This window comes from Rhizobium sp. NLR8a, assembly GCF_019685235.1.
Taxonomy (GTDB): Bacteria; Pseudomonadota; Alphaproteobacteria; order Rhizobiales; family Rhizobiaceae; genus Rhizobium.
In genome coordinates, this window is the sequence record NZ_JABDWI010000010.1 from 95,928 (window position 1) to 114,162 (window position 18,235).

At 61.1% G+C, this 18,235-nt stretch carries 16 protein-coding genes; 9 read left to right on the forward strand and 7 right to left on the reverse strand.

Translation table 11 applies throughout. From position 1 onward, the window contains the following. Window positions 1-68 precede the first annotated feature (68 nt). The gene (locus tag HJC04_RS20055) at window positions 69-530 is read right to left on the reverse strand and encodes a hypothetical protein (protein ID WP_210630314.1); all 462 of its coding nucleotides are present in this window, start codon (window positions 528-530) and stop codon (window positions 69-71) included. A gap of 93 nt (window positions 531-623) precedes the next feature. Continuing rightward, entirely contained in the window at window positions 624-1,631 is a 1,008-nt protein-coding gene (locus HJC04_RS20060) for a LysR family transcriptional regulator (protein WP_210630316.1), read from the reverse strand. 271 nt (window positions 1,632-1,902) lie between these two features. Here HJC04_RS20060 and chvE point away from each other — a divergent pair, with 271 nt between their 5' ends. The 8 genes from chvE (at window position 1,903) to HJC04_RS20100 (ending at window position 11,020) form a co-directional block, all read left to right on the forward strand. Further along, window positions 1,903-2,967, forward strand: coding sequence for a multiple monosaccharide ABC transporter substrate-binding protein (gene chvE / locus HJC04_RS20065; protein ID WP_004668889.1), 1,065 nt, complete (start codon window positions 1,903-1,905; stop codon window positions 2,965-2,967). Between the two features lie 96 nt (window positions 2,968-3,063). Further along, window positions 3,064-4,602, forward strand: coding sequence for a multiple monosaccharide ABC transporter ATP-binding protein (mmsA, locus tag HJC04_RS20070; RefSeq protein WP_221146925.1), 1,539 nt, complete (start codon window positions 3,064-3,066; stop codon window positions 4,600-4,602). Continuing rightward, window positions 4,599-5,810 (forward strand): multiple monosaccharide ABC transporter permease, encoded by a 1,212-nt coding sequence (gene mmsB / locus HJC04_RS20075; RefSeq protein ID WP_210630318.1) that lies wholly within the window; start codon window positions 4,599-4,601, stop codon window positions 5,808-5,810. The genes mmsA and mmsB overlap by 4 nt, the downstream gene beginning before the upstream one ends. Window positions 5,811-5,926: 116 nt before the next feature. After that, entirely contained in the window at window positions 5,927-6,922 is a 996-nt protein-coding gene (araD1, locus tag HJC04_RS20080) for an AraD1 family protein (RefSeq protein WP_210630320.1), read from the forward strand. Window positions 6,923-6,989: 67 nt separating this feature from the next. Further along, the gene (locus HJC04_RS20085) at window positions 6,990-8,423 is read left to right on the forward strand and encodes an aldehyde dehydrogenase family protein (RefSeq protein ID WP_210630322.1); all 1,434 of its coding nucleotides are present in this window, start codon (window positions 6,990-6,992) and stop codon (window positions 8,421-8,423) included. 61 nt (window positions 8,424-8,484) lie between these two features. Beyond that, window positions 8,485-10,224, forward strand: a complete 1,740-nt coding sequence (gene araD / locus HJC04_RS20090) for an L-arabinonate dehydratase (RefSeq protein ID WP_221146926.1) — start codon at window positions 8,485-8,487, stop codon at window positions 10,222-10,224. A 146-nt stretch (window positions 10,225-10,370) separates the two neighbouring features. Then, window positions 10,371-10,613: a type II toxin-antitoxin system Phd/YefM family antitoxin gene (locus tag HJC04_RS20095; protein WP_210630325.1), complete on the forward strand. Its 243-nt coding sequence runs from the start codon at window positions 10,371-10,373 to the stop codon at window positions 10,611-10,613. Next, window positions 10,610-11,020, forward strand: a complete 411-nt coding sequence (locus HJC04_RS20100; protein ID WP_221146927.1) for a type II toxin-antitoxin system VapC family toxin — start codon at window positions 10,610-10,612, stop codon at window positions 11,018-11,020. Before HJC04_RS20095 ends, HJC04_RS20100 begins: the two co-directional genes overlap by 4 nt. 21 nt (window positions 11,021-11,041) lie before the next feature. Here the strand turns inward: HJC04_RS20100 and HJC04_RS20105 are convergent, their stop codons facing one another. From HJC04_RS20105 to HJC04_RS20115, 3 genes are read right to left on the reverse strand one after another with little or no spacing between them, the layout of a single operon-like run. After that, a complete protein-coding gene (locus HJC04_RS20105; protein ID WP_210630329.1) occupies window positions 11,042-11,866 on the reverse strand; it encodes a transglutaminase family protein in 825 nt (274 codons plus the stop codon). A gap of 12 nt (window positions 11,867-11,878) precedes the next feature. Further along, complete coding sequence (locus tag HJC04_RS20110; protein ID WP_210630331.1) at window positions 11,879-12,820, reverse strand: alpha-E domain-containing protein; 942 nt, start codon at window positions 12,818-12,820, stop codon at window positions 11,879-11,881. After that, complete coding sequence (locus HJC04_RS20115; protein ID WP_041678724.1) at window positions 12,820-14,229, reverse strand: circularly permuted type 2 ATP-grasp protein; 1,410 nt, start codon at window positions 14,227-14,229, stop codon at window positions 12,820-12,822. The genes HJC04_RS20110 and HJC04_RS20115 overlap by 1 nt, the downstream gene beginning before the upstream one ends. A 614-nt stretch (window positions 14,230-14,843) precedes the next feature. Here HJC04_RS20115 and HJC04_RS20120 point away from each other — a divergent pair. After that, window positions 14,844-15,743, forward strand: coding sequence for a DMT family transporter (locus HJC04_RS20120; RefSeq protein WP_210630333.1), 900 nt, complete (start codon window positions 14,844-14,846; stop codon window positions 15,741-15,743). A 133-nt stretch (window positions 15,744-15,876) separates the two neighbouring features. Here HJC04_RS20120 and HJC04_RS20125 read toward each other — a convergent pair whose 3' ends face one another. Next, window positions 15,877-17,085 carry an MFS transporter gene (locus HJC04_RS20125; protein ID WP_221146928.1) on the reverse strand — a complete coding sequence of 403 codons (1,209 nt, stop codon included), beginning with the start codon at window positions 17,083-17,085 and terminating at the stop codon, window positions 15,877-15,879. A 59-nt stretch (window positions 17,086-17,144) separates the two neighbouring features. Further along, window positions 17,145-18,134: an AraC family transcriptional regulator gene (locus HJC04_RS20130; RefSeq protein ID WP_221123060.1), complete on the reverse strand. Its 990-nt coding sequence runs from the start codon at window positions 18,132-18,134 to the stop codon at window positions 17,145-17,147. Window positions 18,135-18,235 lie beyond the last annotated feature (101 nt).

Below are 18,235 nucleotides of genomic sequence, written 5' to 3' on the forward strand. Positions count from 1 at the left end.
TGCTCGAATTGAGCCGGATGGCGGCTCTCTTCCATAGCGTCGGGAGTTTGCCGGCGTTCGAGATAGCGTCAGCTTTGCGGCAGGCGGCGCATCGCCTCGTCGATCAGCAGATTGGCGATCATCATGCGCCTGTTGGCATTGTCGCGGAAAGGCTCTGCGACGCCGTCAGGATGATTGGCCCTGGCAAAGGCGCGCCGCTTCTCGTTCAGCGTCTGTTGGGTATCGGCGGCAGCGATCGCCAGTTCGGCGGCGATCTCTTCCGGGGCGATGCGGGCGAGGTGGTCCGGCATGACCGGTTCCGGCGCCGGCGGGGGAGCCTCCTCGGCCGCAGGCTCGCTGCCCAGATTATCGAAATATGCTTCGCCGATCCGCTGCGATGCGACCGAAATGCCTTCCATGACATCGAATGCGAGGCCGGTGGCAAGCCCGGATACGCGGTGGGCAGCCGGCCCCTGCGTCTCTTCGACCGGTTCTTCCTCCGCCTTCAGCCGCTCGAGCACCGATTCAAATACTGATTGTCCGAACAGCATGCGCCTTCCTCTCGAAGACGTTAGATCCTGGCAAGATGGTGCAGGGCTTGCGGTCAAATCGGTGGAGCATGATGTCGCCCGGAAAGCTCACATCTAGCCGCCCTGCTTGCGGCTCTCCTCGAGGATGATGTCGTAGAGCAGCTTGGCGCTCGGCGGCAGCGCCCGTTCTCTCGCCGTGATCAGGCTGTATGGCTTGACGTTGATGTCGAAATCGATCGGCAGCATGCGCACGTCGGACGCCTTGGCGCCTTGGCTGGCGAGGAAATGGGCGACATCGACGGCGACGGGGGCGATCGCATCGGTTTCGCAGACGATGGCGCAGGTGAGCAATAGCGAAGAGGTGTTGACGATGTTCCCCGGCAGCGCCACGCCGCGCGACAGGAAAATGTCTTCGATCGTGCGGCGCAGCAGCGTGCCCGGCGGCTGGAACACCCAGTCGTAATCCCTGACGTCGGAAAGACTGCTTGTCTTCTTTTTTTTGAGGAGCGGATGGCGGTTGCGCACAATCAGGCAGGCGCGTTCGATGCCAATCTCTTTCACTTCGAACAGGCGCGGGTTGAGGTCGTCGGGAATGCGGCCGATGATGAAGTCGTGGCGGGCCGCAAGCAGCTCGCGCGCCAGCACATTGCTCGTCTCCACCTGGATGTTGATCTCGATGCCGGGATAGGCCTTGCGCACCCTGTTGATCGCCGGCACGACGAGGCTCATGGCCGGCGCCGTCACCGCGCCGATGAACACCGGGCCGCCCTTGCCGCTCTTCAATTCGCCGATCTCGCGGCTCGCCTCGCGCAGCTCCAGCAGGATCTTGCGGGCGCGTCTGGCAAGGGCCGCGCCGAAGGTTGTCAGCACCACGCCTCGGGCGACGCGTTCATAGAGCGATGTCTTGGTGATCGCCTCCATTTCCGACAGCATGCGCGATGCAGCGGGCTGCGAGATGTTGAGCACATCAGCGGCTGCGGAAATTTGTCCGCTATCTTCGATTGCGACGATGATGCGCAGGTGATTTAGCTTAAGTCCCGAACGGAGAAAGCTGTCGTCGCCAAAATTGTCGCTGTGGATATCGACGTGATCCATCGAAACGGGCTCTGAAACGATCGTCATGGTTGCAGCCTCCCCACTGCGCTCCATCAAAAGTAATACTTTTTAACGATATACCAAAATTGTTATGCACATTACCACTTATTCTATTTGACAGTTATAGGAATCCATACCAGTTTGCCGCCGTGTGCTGGTTGGCACTCAACACGTGTGAGATCGTGGAGGAGACCTACTTCGTTTCTCACCATCTGAAGTAACTATCCAATACGGAACCTGCCACAGTTTCGGGGCGGGCGATTTTTCGTCCGCTGCTCTATTAACAAGGGAGAGAGAAATGAAATCCATTATCTCATTGATGGCCGCGGCTGCCTTCGGCGTCGCTTCGTTCGTTGCACCGGCGATGGCCGCCGACAAGGGCACCGTCGGCATTGCCATGCCGACCAAGGCTTCGGCCCGCTGGATCGATGACGGCAACAACATCGTCAAGCAGCTGCAGGCTGCCGGTTACGGCACTGACCTGCAGTATGGCGACGACGACATTCCGAACCAGCTGTCGCAGATCGAAAACATGGTGACCAAGGGCGTCAAGGTCCTCGTCATCGCTTCGATCGACGGCACCACGCTGTCCGACGTTCTGCAGAAGGCACACGACGCCGGCATCAAGGTCATCGCTTATGACCGTCTGATCCGCGATTCGGGCAACGTCGACTACTACGCCACCTTCGACAACTTCCAGGTCGGCGTTCTTCAGGCCAACTCCATCGTTGACGGCCTCGGCCTCAAGGACGGCAAGGGCCCGTTCAACATCGAACTCTTCGGCGGCTCGCCGGACGACAACAACGCCTTCTTCTTCTATGATGGCGCAATGTCCGTCCTGCAGCCCTACATCGACTCGGGCAAGCTCGTCGTGAAGTCCGGCCAGACCGGCATGGACAAGGTCGGCACGCTGCGTTGGGATCCGGCAACGGCCCAGGCCCGCATGGACAACCTGCTCTCGGCAAACTACACCGACGCCAAGGTCGATGCCGTCCTGTCTCCCTATGACGGCCTCTCGATCGGCATCATCTCCTCGCTGAAGGGCGTTGGTTACGGTACGGCTGCTCAGCCGCTGCCGATCGTCACCGGCCAGGACGCTGAAATCCCGTCGGTCAAGTCGATCATTGCTGGCGAACAGCACTCAACGATCTTCAAGGACACCCGCGAACTCGCCAAGGTCACGGTTGCCATGGTCGATGCCGTCATGTCCGGCAAGGAGCCTGAGGTCAACGACACGAAGACCTACGACAACGGCGTCAAGGTCGTTCCGTCCTATCTGCTGAAGCCGGTTGCCGTCGACAAGACCAACTACAAGCAGATCCTCGTCGACAGCGGTTACTACACCGAAGACAAGCTGAAGTAAGTTAAGCTGGAGGCCGGAGCTCGCGCTTGCGGGTTCCGGCCTTCGATTTTATGATTACCCATCCATTGACGGGCTGGGGGCGCTGGAACTTTGACTATGGACAATACCATCCTCGAAATGCGGAGCATCACCAAGACGTTCCCGGGCGTCAAGGCGCTGGAGAACGTGAACCTCAAGGTTCGCAAGGGTGAAATTCACGCATTGGTAGGCGAAAACGGGGCCGGCAAATCGACCCTGATGAAAGTGCTATCGGGCGTCTATCCCACCGGAAGTTATGACGGCGACATCGTCTATGAAGGCGAGACGCGCAACTTCAAGGCGCTGAGGGACTCCGAAGAAATCGGCATCGTCATCATCCACCAGGAACTGGCGCTGGTGCCGTTGCTGTCGATCGGCGAAAACATTTTCCTCGGCAACGAGAATGCCAAGAGCGGCGTCATCAGCTGGGACGAGACCTTCAACCGCACGAAGCAGCTGCTCAAGAAAGTCGGCCTGTCCGAATCTCCGAACACGCTGGTGACCGACATCGGTGTCGGCAAGCAGCAGCTCGTCGAGATCGCCAAGGCGCTGTCGAAGAGCGTCAAGCTGCTCATCCTCGACGAGCCGACGGCGTCGCTCAACGAAAGCGACTCCGATGCGCTGCTCACCCTGCTGGTGGAGTTCCGCAAGCAGGGCATCACCTCCATCATCATTTCCCACAAACTGAACGAGATCCGCAAGGTCGCCGACCAGATCACCGTCCTGCGCGACGGCATGACCGTCAAGACGCTCGACTGTCACGCCGACGAGATCAGCGAAGACATTATCATCCGCAACATGGTCGGCCGCGATCTCGAAGACCGCTATCCCCCGCGTTCGGTGCCGATCGGCGAAACCATTCTCGAAGTGAAGAATTGGAACGCCTATCACCAGCAGCACCGCGACCGCCAGGTCCTGCACAATATCAACGTTACCGTTCGCAAGGGCGAAGTTGTCGGTATCGCCGGGCTGATGGGGGCAGGGCGCACCGAATTCGCCATGAGCCTGTTCGGCAAGTCCTATGGCCACAAGGTCTCGGGCGAGGCGCTGATGCACGGCAAGCCGGTCGACGTCAGCACCGTGCGCAAGGCGATCGACGCCGGCCTCGCCTACGTCACCGAAGACCGCAAGCAGCTCGGCCTGGTGCTCAATGACACGATCCTGCACAACACGACGCTCGTCAATCTGAAGGCGGTGTCGAATGCCTCGGTGATCGACAGCGTCAAGGAATCGCGGGTTGCCACCGACTATCGGTCGAAGCTGCGTATCCGTTCCTCGAGCATCTTCCAGGAGACGGTCAATCTCTCCGGCGGCAACCAGCAGAAGGTGGTTCTGTCGAAGTGGCTGTTTTCCGGTCCCGATGTCCTGATCCTGGACGAGCCGACGCGCGGCATCGATGTCGGCGCGAAATACGAAATCTACACTATCATCAACCAGCTTGCCGCCGATGGGAAAGGCGTTCTGATGATCTCATCGGAAATGCCGGAACTGCTTGGCACTTGTGACCGCATCTACGTGATGAACGAAGGACGCATCGTCGCTGAACTGCCGAAGGGAGAAGCAAGCCAGGAAACCATCATGCGCGCTATCATGCGCTCAGGGGAGAAGAAACAATGACGCCGATCAATCAACCCATCGCTGAGCAGGGGCGTGTCGTCTCGATCGGAGACTATATCCGCGGCAACATCCGCGAATACGGCATGTTCATCGCACTCATCGCGATCATGGTGTTCTTCCAGTTCTCGACCGGTGGCGTTCTCTTCAGGCCGCTCAATCTGACCAACATCATTCTGCAGAACTCCTTCATCGTCATCATGGCGCTCGGCATGCTGCTGGTCATCGTCGCCGGCCATATCGACCTTTCCGTCGGGTCGGTCGTCGGCTTCATCGGCGCCATCGCCGGGGTGATGACGGTGCAGTGGCACGTCAATTATGTCCTGGCGGGTGTCGTCTGCCTGGCGCTCGGCGCGCTGGTCGGCGGCCTGCAGGGCTATTTCGTCGCCTATCACAAGATCCCGTCCTTCATCGTCACGCTCGCTGGCATGCTGGTTTTCCGTGGCCTGACGCTGTTCGTGATGACGGCATCGGGCACCGGCACCAGCATCGGTCCGTTCCCGCCGGAGTTCCAGCTGATCAGCATCGGCTTTCTGCCCAACCTCATCGACATGGGCGGCATCAACTCGACCTCGATCATCCTGACCGTCGTCGGCGCCGTCACTCTCTTCTACCTGGCCTGGCGCAAGCGCCTGTCGAACGAGAAGCATGGCAATGACGTCGAACCGATGGGCTTCTTCCTGGCCCAGAACATCATAGTCTCGCTTGCCATCCTGGGGCTCGGCTACCAGCTGTCAATCTATCGCGGCTTCCCGAACGTGCTTGTCGTCATGCTCGTCCTCGTCGCTGCCTATGCCTTCATTACCCGCCGTACCACGATCGGCCGGCGCATCTACGCCATGGGCGGCAACGAGAAGGCGACCAAGCTTTCCGGTATCAATACCGAGCGGCTGACCTTCCTGACCTTCGCCAATATGGGCCTGCTTGCCGGTCTGGCCGGCCTGATCGTGGCGCTGCGCCTCAACTCGGCGACGGCCAAGGGCGGTTTCGGTCTCGAGCTCGACGTCATCGCCGCCTGCTTCATCGGCGGCGCGTCGGCCCAGGGCGGCGTCGGCAAGGTGACGGGTGCGGTGATCGGCGCGCTTATCATGGGCATCATGAACAACGGCATGTCGATCCACGGTCTCGGCACCGACTCGCAGCAGATGGTCAAGGGTGCGGTGCTTCTCGCCGCCGTGTTCTTCGACGTCTACAACAAGAACAAGGGCTGAGCGCCTAAGCGCAGCCCAGGCATTCGCAGTCATATGAATGATGGATTCCGGCTCCCGTGGGAGCCGGACGGGCGGAGCTTTTTCTAAAACTCGCCGAAACGAGAAGGATTGAAGTCGTGCTTATTTCCCAGATCAAGGGTGCCAACGGAGAGATCGTCGTCGCCGTGCGCGAGCAGGGCGGCGCGGCCAGGTCGGTCAACAACGCCGGCAGCGTCTATGCGCTGGCGATGGAAGCCGCCGACGGCGGCAAGTCGCTTGCCGCTGTTATCGAGGCCCATGGTTACGGCGAGACCGTCGACCTTGAGAAGGCTTATGCTGAAGGCCGCTTCCTGCCGCCGATCACCCATCCCGACGCCGCCCACCTGCATCTGACCGGCACCGGCCTCACCCATCTCGGCTCTGCCGCCACTCGTGATTCCATGCACAAGAAGACCACCGAGGCGGCCGAGGAAACGCTGACCGACTCGATGAAGATGTTCAAGATGGGGCTGGAGAACGGCAAGCCGAAGGCTGGCAAAAAGGGCGTGCAGCCCGAATGGTTCTACAAGGGCAACGGCTATGGCACGGCTGCCCCCGGTGCTCCGCTCGTCTCGCCCTCCTTCGCGCTTGACGGCGGCGAAGAGCCTGAGATGGCGGGCATCTATGTCATCGCCAAGGACGGCTCGCCGTTCCGCATCGGTTTTGCCCTGTCGAACGAGTTTTCGGACCACGTCACCGAACGGATCAACTATCTCTATCTGGCCCACTCGAAACTGCGCCCGGCGGCCTATGGTCCGGAAATCCGCATCGGCGCCGCGCCCGACGATATCCGCGGCACTTCGCGCATCAAGCGCGGCGACAAGGTGATCTTCGAAAAGCCCTTCCTGTCGGGTGAGGCGAACATGTCGCACACCTTTGCGAACCTCGAATATCACCATTTCAAATATGGCCTCTTCCGTGTTCCGGGCGATGTCCATGTCCATATGTTCGGCACGGCGACGCTGTCCTTTGCCGACGGCATCAAGACGGAAGAGGGGGACCTCTTCGAGATCGAAGTCGCCGAATTCGGCCTGCCGCTGCGCAATCCGCTGAAGGTGGCGGCCGAAGAAGAGATTGTTGTCAAGCAACTCTGATTTTCGAGGCCTGGCCGCGTCGGCGGCCGGCCGTGTTTGTAAACGGTAAAGGAGGCTTGTTGGGCCCATGACCATTTATCAAAACCTGATCGCCGGCGAATGGGTCGGCACGGACGCGACGAAGAACATCAACCCGTCCGATACGAACGAGGTCGTCGGCCTCTACGCCAACGGCAGCGCGGAAGACACGAGAAACGCTATCGCCGCCGCCAAGGCCGCCTTTCCGGCCTGGTCGCGCTCGGGCATTTGGGAACGCCACGTCATCCTGAAGAAGACCGGCGACGAGATCATGACCCGCAAGGACGAACTCGGCGCGCTGCTCGCCCGCGAAGAGGGCAAGACGCTGCCTGAGGCGACCGGCGAAGTCATCCGCGCCTCGCAGATCTTCGAATTCTTCGCTGGCGAGGCCCTGCGGCTCGCAGGCGAGGTCATCCCGTCAGTTCGCCCGAATATCGGTGTCGAGATCACCCGCGAAGCGCTCGGTGTCATCGGCATCATCACGCCGTGGAACTTCCCGATCGCCATCCCCGCCTGGAAGATCGCGCCGGCGCTCTGCTACGGCAACACGATCGTCTTCAAGCCGGCCGAACTGGTGCCGGCCTGCTCCTGGGCGATCGTCGACATCCTCAATAGGGCAGGGCTGCCGAAGGGCGTCCTGAACCTCGTCATGGGCAAGGGCTCGGTCGTAGGCCAGGCCATGCTCGAAAGCCCCGATGTTCACGGCATCACCTTCACCGGCTCCACCGGCACCGGCCGACGTGTCGCCGCCGCGTCCATCGAGCATAACCGCAAGTTCCAGCTGGAAATGGGCGGCAAGAACCCGATGGTGGTGCTCGACGACGCCGACCTCAACGTCGCCGTCGAGGCTGCCGCCAATTCCGGCTTCTTCTCCACGGGCCAGCGCTGCACTGCTTCCTCGCGTCTGATCGTCACCGAAGGCATCCACGACAAGTTCGTCGCGGCGCTCACCGACAAGCTGAAGACGCTCGTCGTTGACAATGCGCTCAAGGCCGGCACCCATATCGGTCCGGTCGTCGACGAACGGCAGCTGAAGACCGATACCGACTATATCGAGATCGGCAAAAAGGAAGGGGCCAAGCTCGCCTTCGGCGGCGAGGTCATCTCGCGCGAAACGCCCGGTTTCTATCTGCAGCCGACGCTGTTTACCGAAGCGACCAACCAGATGCGCATTTCGCGCGAGGAAATCTTCGGACCCGTCGTCTCGGTGATCCGGGCGAAGGATTACGACGAGGCGCTTGCCCTCGCCAACGACACGCCGTTCGGGCTCTCGGCCGGCATTGCCACGACCAGCCTGAAGCATGCGACGCATTTCAAGCGCAATTCGGAAGCCGGCATGGTCATGGTCAACCTGCCGACGGCGGGAGTCGATTTCCACGTTCCGTTCGGCGGCCGCAAGGGGTCGTCCTACGGCCCGCGTGAGCAGGGCAAGTATGCGAGCGAATTCTTTACCGTGGTCAAGACGGCCTACACGTTGGCTTGAGACATATCCGATGACCCGGGCCGTACGAGGCGGCCCGGCAATCACCTGAAGGACAGAGATTATGAAGAAGAAAGCGGAATGGCCGCGCAGGCTGAGGTCGCAGGAATGGTACGGCGGCACGAGCCGCGACGTGATTTATCATCGCGGCTGGCTTAAAAACCAAGGTTATCCGCACGACCTGTTCGACGGACGGCCTGTCATCGGCATCCTTAACACCTGGTCGGATATGACCCCCTGCAACGGTCATCTCAGAGAGCTCGCCGAGAAGGTGAAGGCGGGCGTCTGGGAGGCCGGCGGCTTCCCGCTCGAAGTGCCGGTGTTCTCGGCATCGGAAAACACCTTCCGCCCGACCGCGATGATGTACCGCAACCTTGCGGCACTGGCCGTTGAAGAAGCGATCCGTGGCCAGCCGATGGATGGCTGTGTGCTGCTCGTCGGCTGCGACAAGACCACGCCGTCGCTCTTGATGGGGGCGGCCTCCTGCGACCTGCCGTCGATCGTCGTCACCGGCGGGCCGATGCTGAACGGCTATTTCCGCGGCGAGCGCGTCGGCTCCGGCACGCATCTGTGGAAGTTCTCCGAAATGGTGAAGGCCGGCGAGATGACGCAGGCCGAATTCCTCGAAGCGGAAGCTTCGATGAGCCGCTCGTCGGGCACCTGCAATACGATGGGCACGGCGTCAACGATGGCGTCCATGGCCGAAGCGCTGGGCATGGCGCTCTCGGGCAATGCCGCAATCCCGGGCGTCGATTCCCGCCGCAAGGTCATGGCGCAACTGACCGGCCGCCGTATCGTGCAGATGGTCAAGGACGATCTGAAGCCCTCGGAGATCATGACAAAGCAGGCCTTCGAAAACGCCATCCGCACCAATGCGGCGATCGGCGGATCGACCAATGCCGTCATCCATCTGCTGGCGATCGCCGGCCGCGTCGGCATCGATCTGACGCTCGACGATTGGGACCGTTGCGGCCGCGACGTTCCGACGATCGTCAACCTGATGCCGTCGGGCAAATACCTGATGGAAGAGTTCTTCTATGCCGGCGGCCTGCCCGTCGTGCTGAGGCGCCTCGGCGAGGCGGGCCTCCTGCACAAGGATGCGTTGACGGTCTCCGGCGAAACCGTCTGGGACGAGGTCAAGGACGTCATCAACTGGAACGAGGACGTCATCCTGCCTGCTGAAAAGGCGCTGACCTCTTCGGGCGGCATCGTCGTGCTGCGCGGCAACCTGGCGCCGAAGGGCGCGGTGCTGAAGCCTTCGGCAGCCTCGCCGCATCTCCTGGTGCACCGGGGCAGGGCCGTCGTGTTCGAGGATATCGACGACTACAAGGCGAAGATCAACGACGACAATCTCGACATCGACGAGAATTGCGTCATGGTCATGAAGAACTGCGGCCCGAAGGGTTATCCCGGCATGGCCGAGGTCGGCAACATGGGCCTGCCGCCGAAGGTGCTGAAGAAGGGCATCCTCGACATGGTGCGGATATCAGACGCCCGCATGTCGGGAACGGCCTATGGTACCGTCGTGCTGCACACCTCGCCGGAAGCGGCGGTCGGTGGACCGCTGGCGGTCGTCAAGAACGGCGACATGATCGAACTCGACGTGCCGAACCGTCGCCTGCATCTCGACATATCAGACGAGGAACTGGCGCGCCGTCTCGCCGAATGGCAGCCGAACCATGACTTGCCGACATCGGGCTATGCCTTCCTGCATCAGCAGCATGTCGAAGGAGCCGATACTGGCGCCGATCTCGACTTCCTCAAGGGATGTCGCGGAAATGCGGTCGGCAAGGACAGCCACTGAGCAGGGCTTGCCGATCTGGAATCGCGAAGAGGCGGGGCTTTTTGCCCCGCCTTTTTGCTGAAGATTTCTTTCGAACCGTTCGCGCTCGAACTTGTTGAATGCGGATATAGTGCTATATGCTGTACAAGTGTACAGGAGATATGGTCATGTCAAAGGTAATCGGTGCTGCGGAATTCAAGGCGAAATGCCTGAATCTGATCGATCAGATGCGCAGCGACGATGAATCCATCGTTATCACCAAGCGCGGCAAGCCGGTTGCCGTGCTTTCCCCGGCGCGCGACACAGGCGAACGCAAGAGCATCATCGGCGCGATGAAGGGCAGCGTATTGCGCTATGACGATCCTCTGTCTCCGGCCCTCGAGCCGGAGGATTGGGACGCCCTCCGTTGATCGTCATCGATACGCACATCCTCGTCTGGGCAATGCAGGACGATGCGCGTCTGGGTTCACACGCCCGGGGCATCATTGACGAGATGACCGGCAAAAGCCGGATTCTGATTTCGGCGATCACACCCTGGGAAATCGCCATGCTCGTGCAGAAGGGGCGCTTGGCGCTCGGCGACGATGTCGGGCGATGGATCGACAGCGCTCTGTCGCTCCCCGGGATTCAGCTCGCGCCGATCGAGCCTTCCATCGCGATAGACAGCGTCCGGCTGCCCGGCGAGTTTCATGCTGACCCCGCGGACCGCATCATCGCGGCTACAGCCCGATTTCATCGCGTGCCGTTGCTGACGGCGGATCAGGCAATCCTCAGCTACGGAGCGCGCGGCCACCTCCAGGTCGTCGCGGCTGGATAGATACGCCGTTACCGCCCTCGCTCAGCTCTGGCTCTGGCTTTGCATCTGCCCGTTGTCTTCCACCTTCACGGTGACGGACAGCGTTTCCCCCGGAGTGCCGATACGCATGCCCGAGATCGGGGCCGCGTCGCGGTAGCAGAGGCCGGAGGCGATGCGGACATAGCGTTCATCCGGGCAGATTTCGTTGGCCGGATCGAAGCCGACCCAGCCGAGCCCGGAGATATGGGCCTCGGCCCAGGCATGGGTCGCCGACTGTTCGATCTTTTCTTCCATCATCAAATAGCCGGAGACATAACGCGCCGGCACCTGCAGGGCGCGGGCGGCGGCGACGAAGATGTGCGCATGGTCCTGGCAGACGCCGCTTTTCTTCTCCAGCGCCTGTTCCGCCGTCGTCGCCGTGTCGCTGGTGCCGGGGCGGTAGTCGACCGTTTCGTGGATGGCGGCCATCAACGCATGCAGACGGGCGAGCTCGTTATCGCCGCTGACGCTTTTAACCAGTTCCTTGACCAGCTTGCCGCTTTTGGTGAGCGGCGTCTCGCGCAGGAAGAGCCAGAGCGGGCAGAAACCGGTATGTGGGCCGGTGACGCCGTTATTGTCCGCGGTCTCGACCTCGCCCTCGGCGAGGATTCGCGTCACGTGCTGCGTGCCTTCCAGCGAGACCAGGTTGACGTGGTTGCCGTACTGGTCGTCGTATTCCACCTCCGGGGTGGCGCCCTCGACTTTCAGGGACCAGCCGAGCACGTTCTGGGCTGCCGTTGTCGGCGGTGTCAGTCTCAGCCGTTGCAGCGAGAACTGCGCCGGTTCGTCGTAGCGGTATTCGGTGAGATGGCTGATTTTCAGTCTCATGTGCTGATCCGCTTAAACGTAGAACCGGTAGCCGTCGGAAATCTCGGCACCGAGCTGGTTGTTGCGTGAGACGAAGTCCTCGAGGAACTCGTGCAGGCCCTGATCCATGATGTCGCGGATCGCCCGCGTCTGCAGCGTGGTGCGGATCGCGTCGGCAGTATCGTGGGCGGGAAGCCGCTCCTCGTAATCCTGGGCGAGATAGCCGAGATTGCTGACGATCTTCTCGTAGCAATAGGCAAGCGAGCGCGGCATCTGGACATTGAGGGTAAGGAAGTCGGCAATGTTCATCGCCCGGTACTCGCCGTCGTAGGCCCAGCTATAGGCGCGGTGTGCGGACACCGAGCGCAGGATCGACTCCCACTGCACGTTATCGAGAGACGAACCGACTGACGAGACCGAGGGCAGCAGGACGTAATATTTCACGTCGAGGATACGGCTGGTATTGTCGGCGCGCTCGATGAAGGTGCCGATGCGGGCGAAATTATAGAGCTCGTTTCTGAGCGTCGAGCCATGAAAGGCGCCGCGGATGAGGCCGGCGCGGCGCTTGATGACGTCGATCACCTCAGGCAGGTCGGCGGCTTTCACGCGCTTTTCGAGCAGGGATTTCAGATCGATCCAGCATTCGTTGGTCGCTTCCCAGGTCTCCCGCGTCAGCGCGGTGCGCACCATGCGGGCATTGTTGCGGCCGAAGTCGATGCAGGACATGACGCTCGACGGGTTGGAGCGATCGCGCAGGAGATAATCGATCGCGTCGGCATTGGTCAGCTTGGCGTGGCCCTCGTCATAGGCCTCGCGTACGCCGGCACTTTGCAGCACGCCGTCCCAGTTGTCGTCGCCGGCGCTGCTGCGGGTGAGCGACATGCGCAGCCCGGCATCGACAAGACGGGCAATATTTTCGGCGCGCTCGATGTAACGAAACATCCAGTAGAGGCCGTTTGCGGTTCTTCCGAGCATCAGTCCTCCAGTACCCAGGTGTCTTTGGTGCCGCCGCCCTGGCTGGAATTGACGACCAGCGAGCCTTGCTTCAGCGCCACGCGGGTAAGCCCGCCCGGAATAATCTGGACCTTGTCGGAAACGAGCACATAGGGGCGAAGGTCGACATGGCGGGGCGCGATGCCCTTGTTGACGAGGATCGGCACGGTGGAGAGCGACAGCGTCGGCTGGGCGATGTAATTGTTCGGCTTGGCCTTCAGCTTCTCAGCGAAATCGGCGCGCTCCTTTTTCGATGCCGTCGGTCCCACAAGCATGCCGTAGCCGCCGGAGCCGTGCACTTCCTTGACGACCAGCTCTTCCAGGTGCTCCAGCACGTATTTCAGGCTCGATGCTTCCGAGCAGCGCCAAGTCGGGACGTTTTCGAGCAGCGCCTTGCGGCCGGTATAGAATTCGACGATCTCCGGCATGTAGGAATAAATCGCCTTATCATCCGATATGCCGGTGCCCGGCGCATTAGCAATGGTGATGTTGCCGGAGCGGTAGACATCCATGATGCCGGGAATGCCGAGGGCGGAATCGGCCCGGAATGTCAGCGGATCGAGGAAGTCGTCGTCGACGCGGCGGTAGAGCACGTCGATCGCCTCGTAGCCGCGGGTCGTGCGCATCTTCACCTTGCCGTCGATGACGCGCAGATCCGAGCCCTCGACCAGTTCGACGCCCATCATGTCGGCCAGGAAGGAATGTTCGTAGTACGCAGAATTGTAGATGCCCGGAGTCAGTACCGCGACGCGTGGCTTGCCGGTGCAGCCGGGAGGAGCCAGCGAGGCGAGGCTTTGGCGTAAGAGGTAGGGATAATCCTCGACGCGCTGCACCTTGTTCTCATGGAAGAGCTCCGGGAACATCTGCATCATGGTTTCCCGGTTTTCCAGCATGTAGCTGACCCCGGAAGGGGTGCGGGCATTATCCTCCAGCACGTAAAACTGGTCTTCGCCTGTTCGTACGATATCGGTGCCGACGATATGGGTGTAGACGCCGCCAGGCGGGCGGAAGCCGATCATCTCGGACAGGAAGGCGACATTGTTTTCGATCAGTTCGCGCGGGATGCGGCCGGCGCGGATGATCTCCTGCTTGTGATAGATATCATCCAGAAAGGCGTTGAGCGCGATTACCCGTTGCTCGATACCCTGGGCGAGCTTGCGCCATTCGCGGGCGGAGATGATGCGGGGGATGATATCGAAGGGGATGAGCTTTTCGGAACTGTCGGCATGGCCGTAAACGGCGAAGGTGATGCCGGTCTTCCGGAAGATATTTTCCGCGTCGCGGGACTTGGCAATCAGATGCGACCGGTCTTGGCTGTTGTACCACTCGAAATATTTTTCATAAGGCGGGCGGGGGCTCTCGTCCCCGGTAATCATTTCATCAAATGCCAAAGGTGCGGCTCCCCTTTTTTGTTCATTTGAATACAACGCAAATTGCAATGCAAGAACCATGCGCAGTTCGGAGAAAAGATTTTGCGGTGCGGGAAAGAGTGAAAATTCGGGCGTTTGGAGCAGCGTCGCGCGGTATGGCGGATGACTGCTCGCCCGGGATTGCGCAAAATGTGAGCATTTGATTGGTTTTCGGTCGATCGCAATGCGTTGGTGGTGCAGGCGCAAATTCGAACGTCTTATTCCTGTGACGAGGAGAAGGCATGCCGTGCGGCACCCCCTCTGGCCTGCCGGCCCCAGGGTCGAGCCACCGGTCTCGACCCGTCCTTCGGACCCCCCATAGGTGGGGAGATTGGCTGGGCGCACTGGCTTCCCCAAACAACGACGGCAGAGCTATTCGATCCAGCAGAGAGGGACGGATGATCCAACCGCTTGTCGATCTCCACCCTTGTGGGGGAGATGGCCGGCAGGCCAGAGGGGGTGCCATACGGGATGTCTATTCTGTAACTCTCCACCCACCCATCAGCGAAATTTCAAATAAGCATCAACGCTTCGCCTTTGACTGCGGCCTTCGGTTGCCGCTATCAGCACGGTAACTCTTTACCCGAGATGTCCCGATGCCCCTCGACCGCTTTGCCCCCGCTCTCTTCGTTTTCCTCTGGTCCACGGGCTGGGTGGTGGCGAAATTTGCGGCGCTGCATTCCGAGCCCTTTACCTTTCTTTCGATACGTTATGCGCTGTCGGCCTTGGCCTTCCTGGCCTTTTGCCTAGTGACCAAGGCCCAATGGCCGAAGAGTCGGGCGACGGTGCTGCGGGCCATTTATTCCGGCTTTTTCCTGCACGGCTTCTATCTCGCCGGTCTCTGGTGGGCGATCGCCAACGGCGTGCCGGCCGGCATATCTGGGATCATCGCGGCGCTGCAGCCGTTGCTGACGGCGACGGCGGCTCCCTTTCTCGTCGGCGAGCGGTTGCAGAAGACCCAACAGGTCGGCCTCGCTCTCGGCTTCATCGGTATTGCCATCGCGATTTCGCCGAAGCTGTTCGATCCGGCGACGGCCGATCTCAGCCATGCCGCCCTGCCGCTGGCGATCAACCTCATCGCCATGGGCTCCGTCACCTACGGTACGCTTTATCAGAAGAAACATCTGCAATCCGGCGACCTCAGGACCATCGCGACGCTGCAATATGTCGGCGCTCTCATCCTCACCCTGCCGCTGTCGCTGATTTTCGAACACCAGCATTTCGACGGCACCCCGCAGGCCTATGGCGCGCTTCTCTGGTCGGTCTTCGGCCTGTCGATGGGCGGTGTCGGGCTGCTGCTTTACCTCATCCGCCGCGGGCAGGTCTCGCGCGCCGCTTCGCTGATCTACCTGATGCCGCCGGCCGTCGCGATCGAAGCCTTCATCGCGTTCGGGGAGCGGCTGACGCTGCCGTTGATTCTGGGCACGGTGATCGTCGTGACGGGCGTATATATGACAAACCGCAGGGTCCTTCAGCAGGCCCAGGCGAGCGTATAGGCTGATCGCTGCGCCAATGTCGAACAAGCGGATGGCCTGAACCTCAACTGACCGAGGTCGCCGGCGATTGCCGACGACCTCACATCCAAAGCGCCGTAGAGCGCTACTCGGCACATCAAGCAGCAAGCAACGATCAGTTGCGGGGCTGCAGCAGCGCCAAGGCAACCGTTGACGCAGCCAGCACAGCGGTGAGAGTCAAGGGTCCCACAGCGCCGTAGTGGTCGACGATATAGCCGCCAAAAACCGCGCCGATACTGATGGCCACCTGGAAAGAGACGACCATCAGGCTACCCGCCGCCTCCAGAGCGTCGGCGGCCGCGCGGGAAAGATTGGTCGGCAGCACTACCGGCGCCATGCCGAAGGCAAACCCCCAAAGCGTGACGAGTGCAAACGCAACGCCGGCATGAGCGCCCCAAAGCACCAGAGCGAGTGCGGCAAACGCCATCAATACAGCCGTGACAGCCAGTGCCATGCGGATGCTCGCGTCGGCCATCCGGCCACCGGCAACATTGCCGATCACGGAGGCGATGCCGAACCCGAGCAGCGCCAGGGCGATCGATTTGGTTTCAAGGAGCGTCACTTGTTCTAGGAAGGGACGCACATACACCGATCCGGCAAAATGCCCGGTCATCAGCAAAAGGATGGCAAGCATTCCCAGTTGAATGCCGCCCCGTCGCGTTAGCCGGAAAACGTCGGCGAGGCTGTTGCTTGTGCTTGTAGGGAGCGTCGGCAGGCTGAGCAGCTGCAGCAGCATGGCAAGCGCGGCAAGCCCGGCTGTCATTGCCATGGCGCTGCGCCATCCCAGCCAATCGCTGATCAAAGCACCCATTGATGGGGCAGCGATCGTGGCGAGCGAAACGCCGAGGGTGACGATAGCCATGCCCCGACCTGTCGCATTTGCGCCGACCAGCCTCGCAACGACGGCCACTGAAAGCGCCCAGAAACCGCTCAGCGCGATGCCCAACCCAGCCCGGCCCAGCAACAACAGCCAAAAATCGGTCGCTAACGATGCAAGTATGTTAGAGCCGACAGCCAACGCACTGAGACCGACCAAGACCGCCTTGCGGTTCAGTCTGCCGATCAGAACATTGCTCAACAGGGCGGCCACGGCGCCGACGGAAGCGGTGGCGGTGACGACTTGTCCGGCCGTCCCTTCGGAAATGCCGAGGTCGCGCGCCATTGGCGTCAGCAGGCCCGCCGGCAGGAACTCAGCAGATACCAGTGCAAAGCTGGTGGCCGCCATCGAAAGAACGGCAAACCAGGTTGCCGCGCTCCACGCCGATGGTTCAGGCGTTTCCAGGCCAATTGCGGCCCCGTCAAATCGTGATGTTGTGTCCGTCATTGATGGATCTCCTGTGTTCGGAGATCTTCATAGACGAAGTTGTCAGGATGATATGTGTCTCAAAATCCGAAATCCATATCCATTCGTCCGGAACTTGTGCGACGCACAATCCCAGGTGAAACGTTTGTGACGCGCTTGAAGGCACGCGCGAAAGACGCCTCGGACTCATAGCCCAACCGGGAGGCAACCTCGGCAACCGACATGCCGTTTTGCGCCAGCAAGTCGCGGGCAAGCTGCATGCGCAGACGGGCGAGATAATGTGCCGCGCCTTCTCCCAAGATAGCGCTGAAGCGCTCGGCGAAGATCGAGCGCGACTGGCCTGCCACACCAGCGAGGCTTTCGAGGGTCCAGTTATGGCCAGGATCCCTATGCATGGCCGCCAACACACGACCGATATTGGGATCGCGGATGGCGGCGAGCCAGCCGGTGGTGGAGGCTCCACTGCAGTTGACCCAGCAGCGGATAAGCCGGGCTGCGAGCAAGTCCGCCATACGCGACAAGACCGTCGCGCTTCCCATCTGGGGCTGTGCCGCCTCCGCCGACATAGCGGCCAGCAGGGGGCCTACGATCGTGTCATTACCGGCCACGTCGCAGCCCTTGATGATCGGCGGCATCAGGGCGATCAAGGGGTTAAGCGCATGGGCGCCCAAAGTCATGGAGCCGCAGAAGAGGGTGCTAGTGGCGCCCGTTCCTTCCCGCAAGACGTCGCAGACGTTGCTGCCCAAATTTGTAATCTGACAGCTTTTAAGCGAGTCGCCCTCAACGTCCGGCGCGCTCGCCAATCGATGTGCGATGCCTTGCGGCAGCAGCACCAGATCGCCATCGTTCAACTCCTGCCAACCGTGGGCTTCGGTATGGATCCAGCACGGACCCTGGCTGACGAAGTGAAAACGAAGCAGCTGTTGTTGCGGAAAGGCGATGCTCCATGGATGCCTGAGCTCACAGCGTCCATAGTTGACTCCACTCAAGCGAAAGTCCTGCAGGACTTCGCTCAGGGCATCCATTGGGATGGTTGACGGCGACAACGGCCGGGACGGATGGTCAAGCATGGAGCCAATTTAGGTCTCAAGCGTCCGGGATGCAAGCGGTCCGGCTTCTCGGCGCGGTCTTTGCGGCGTTATGCTGCCCGTCGACGGCGGCTTCACAGCGC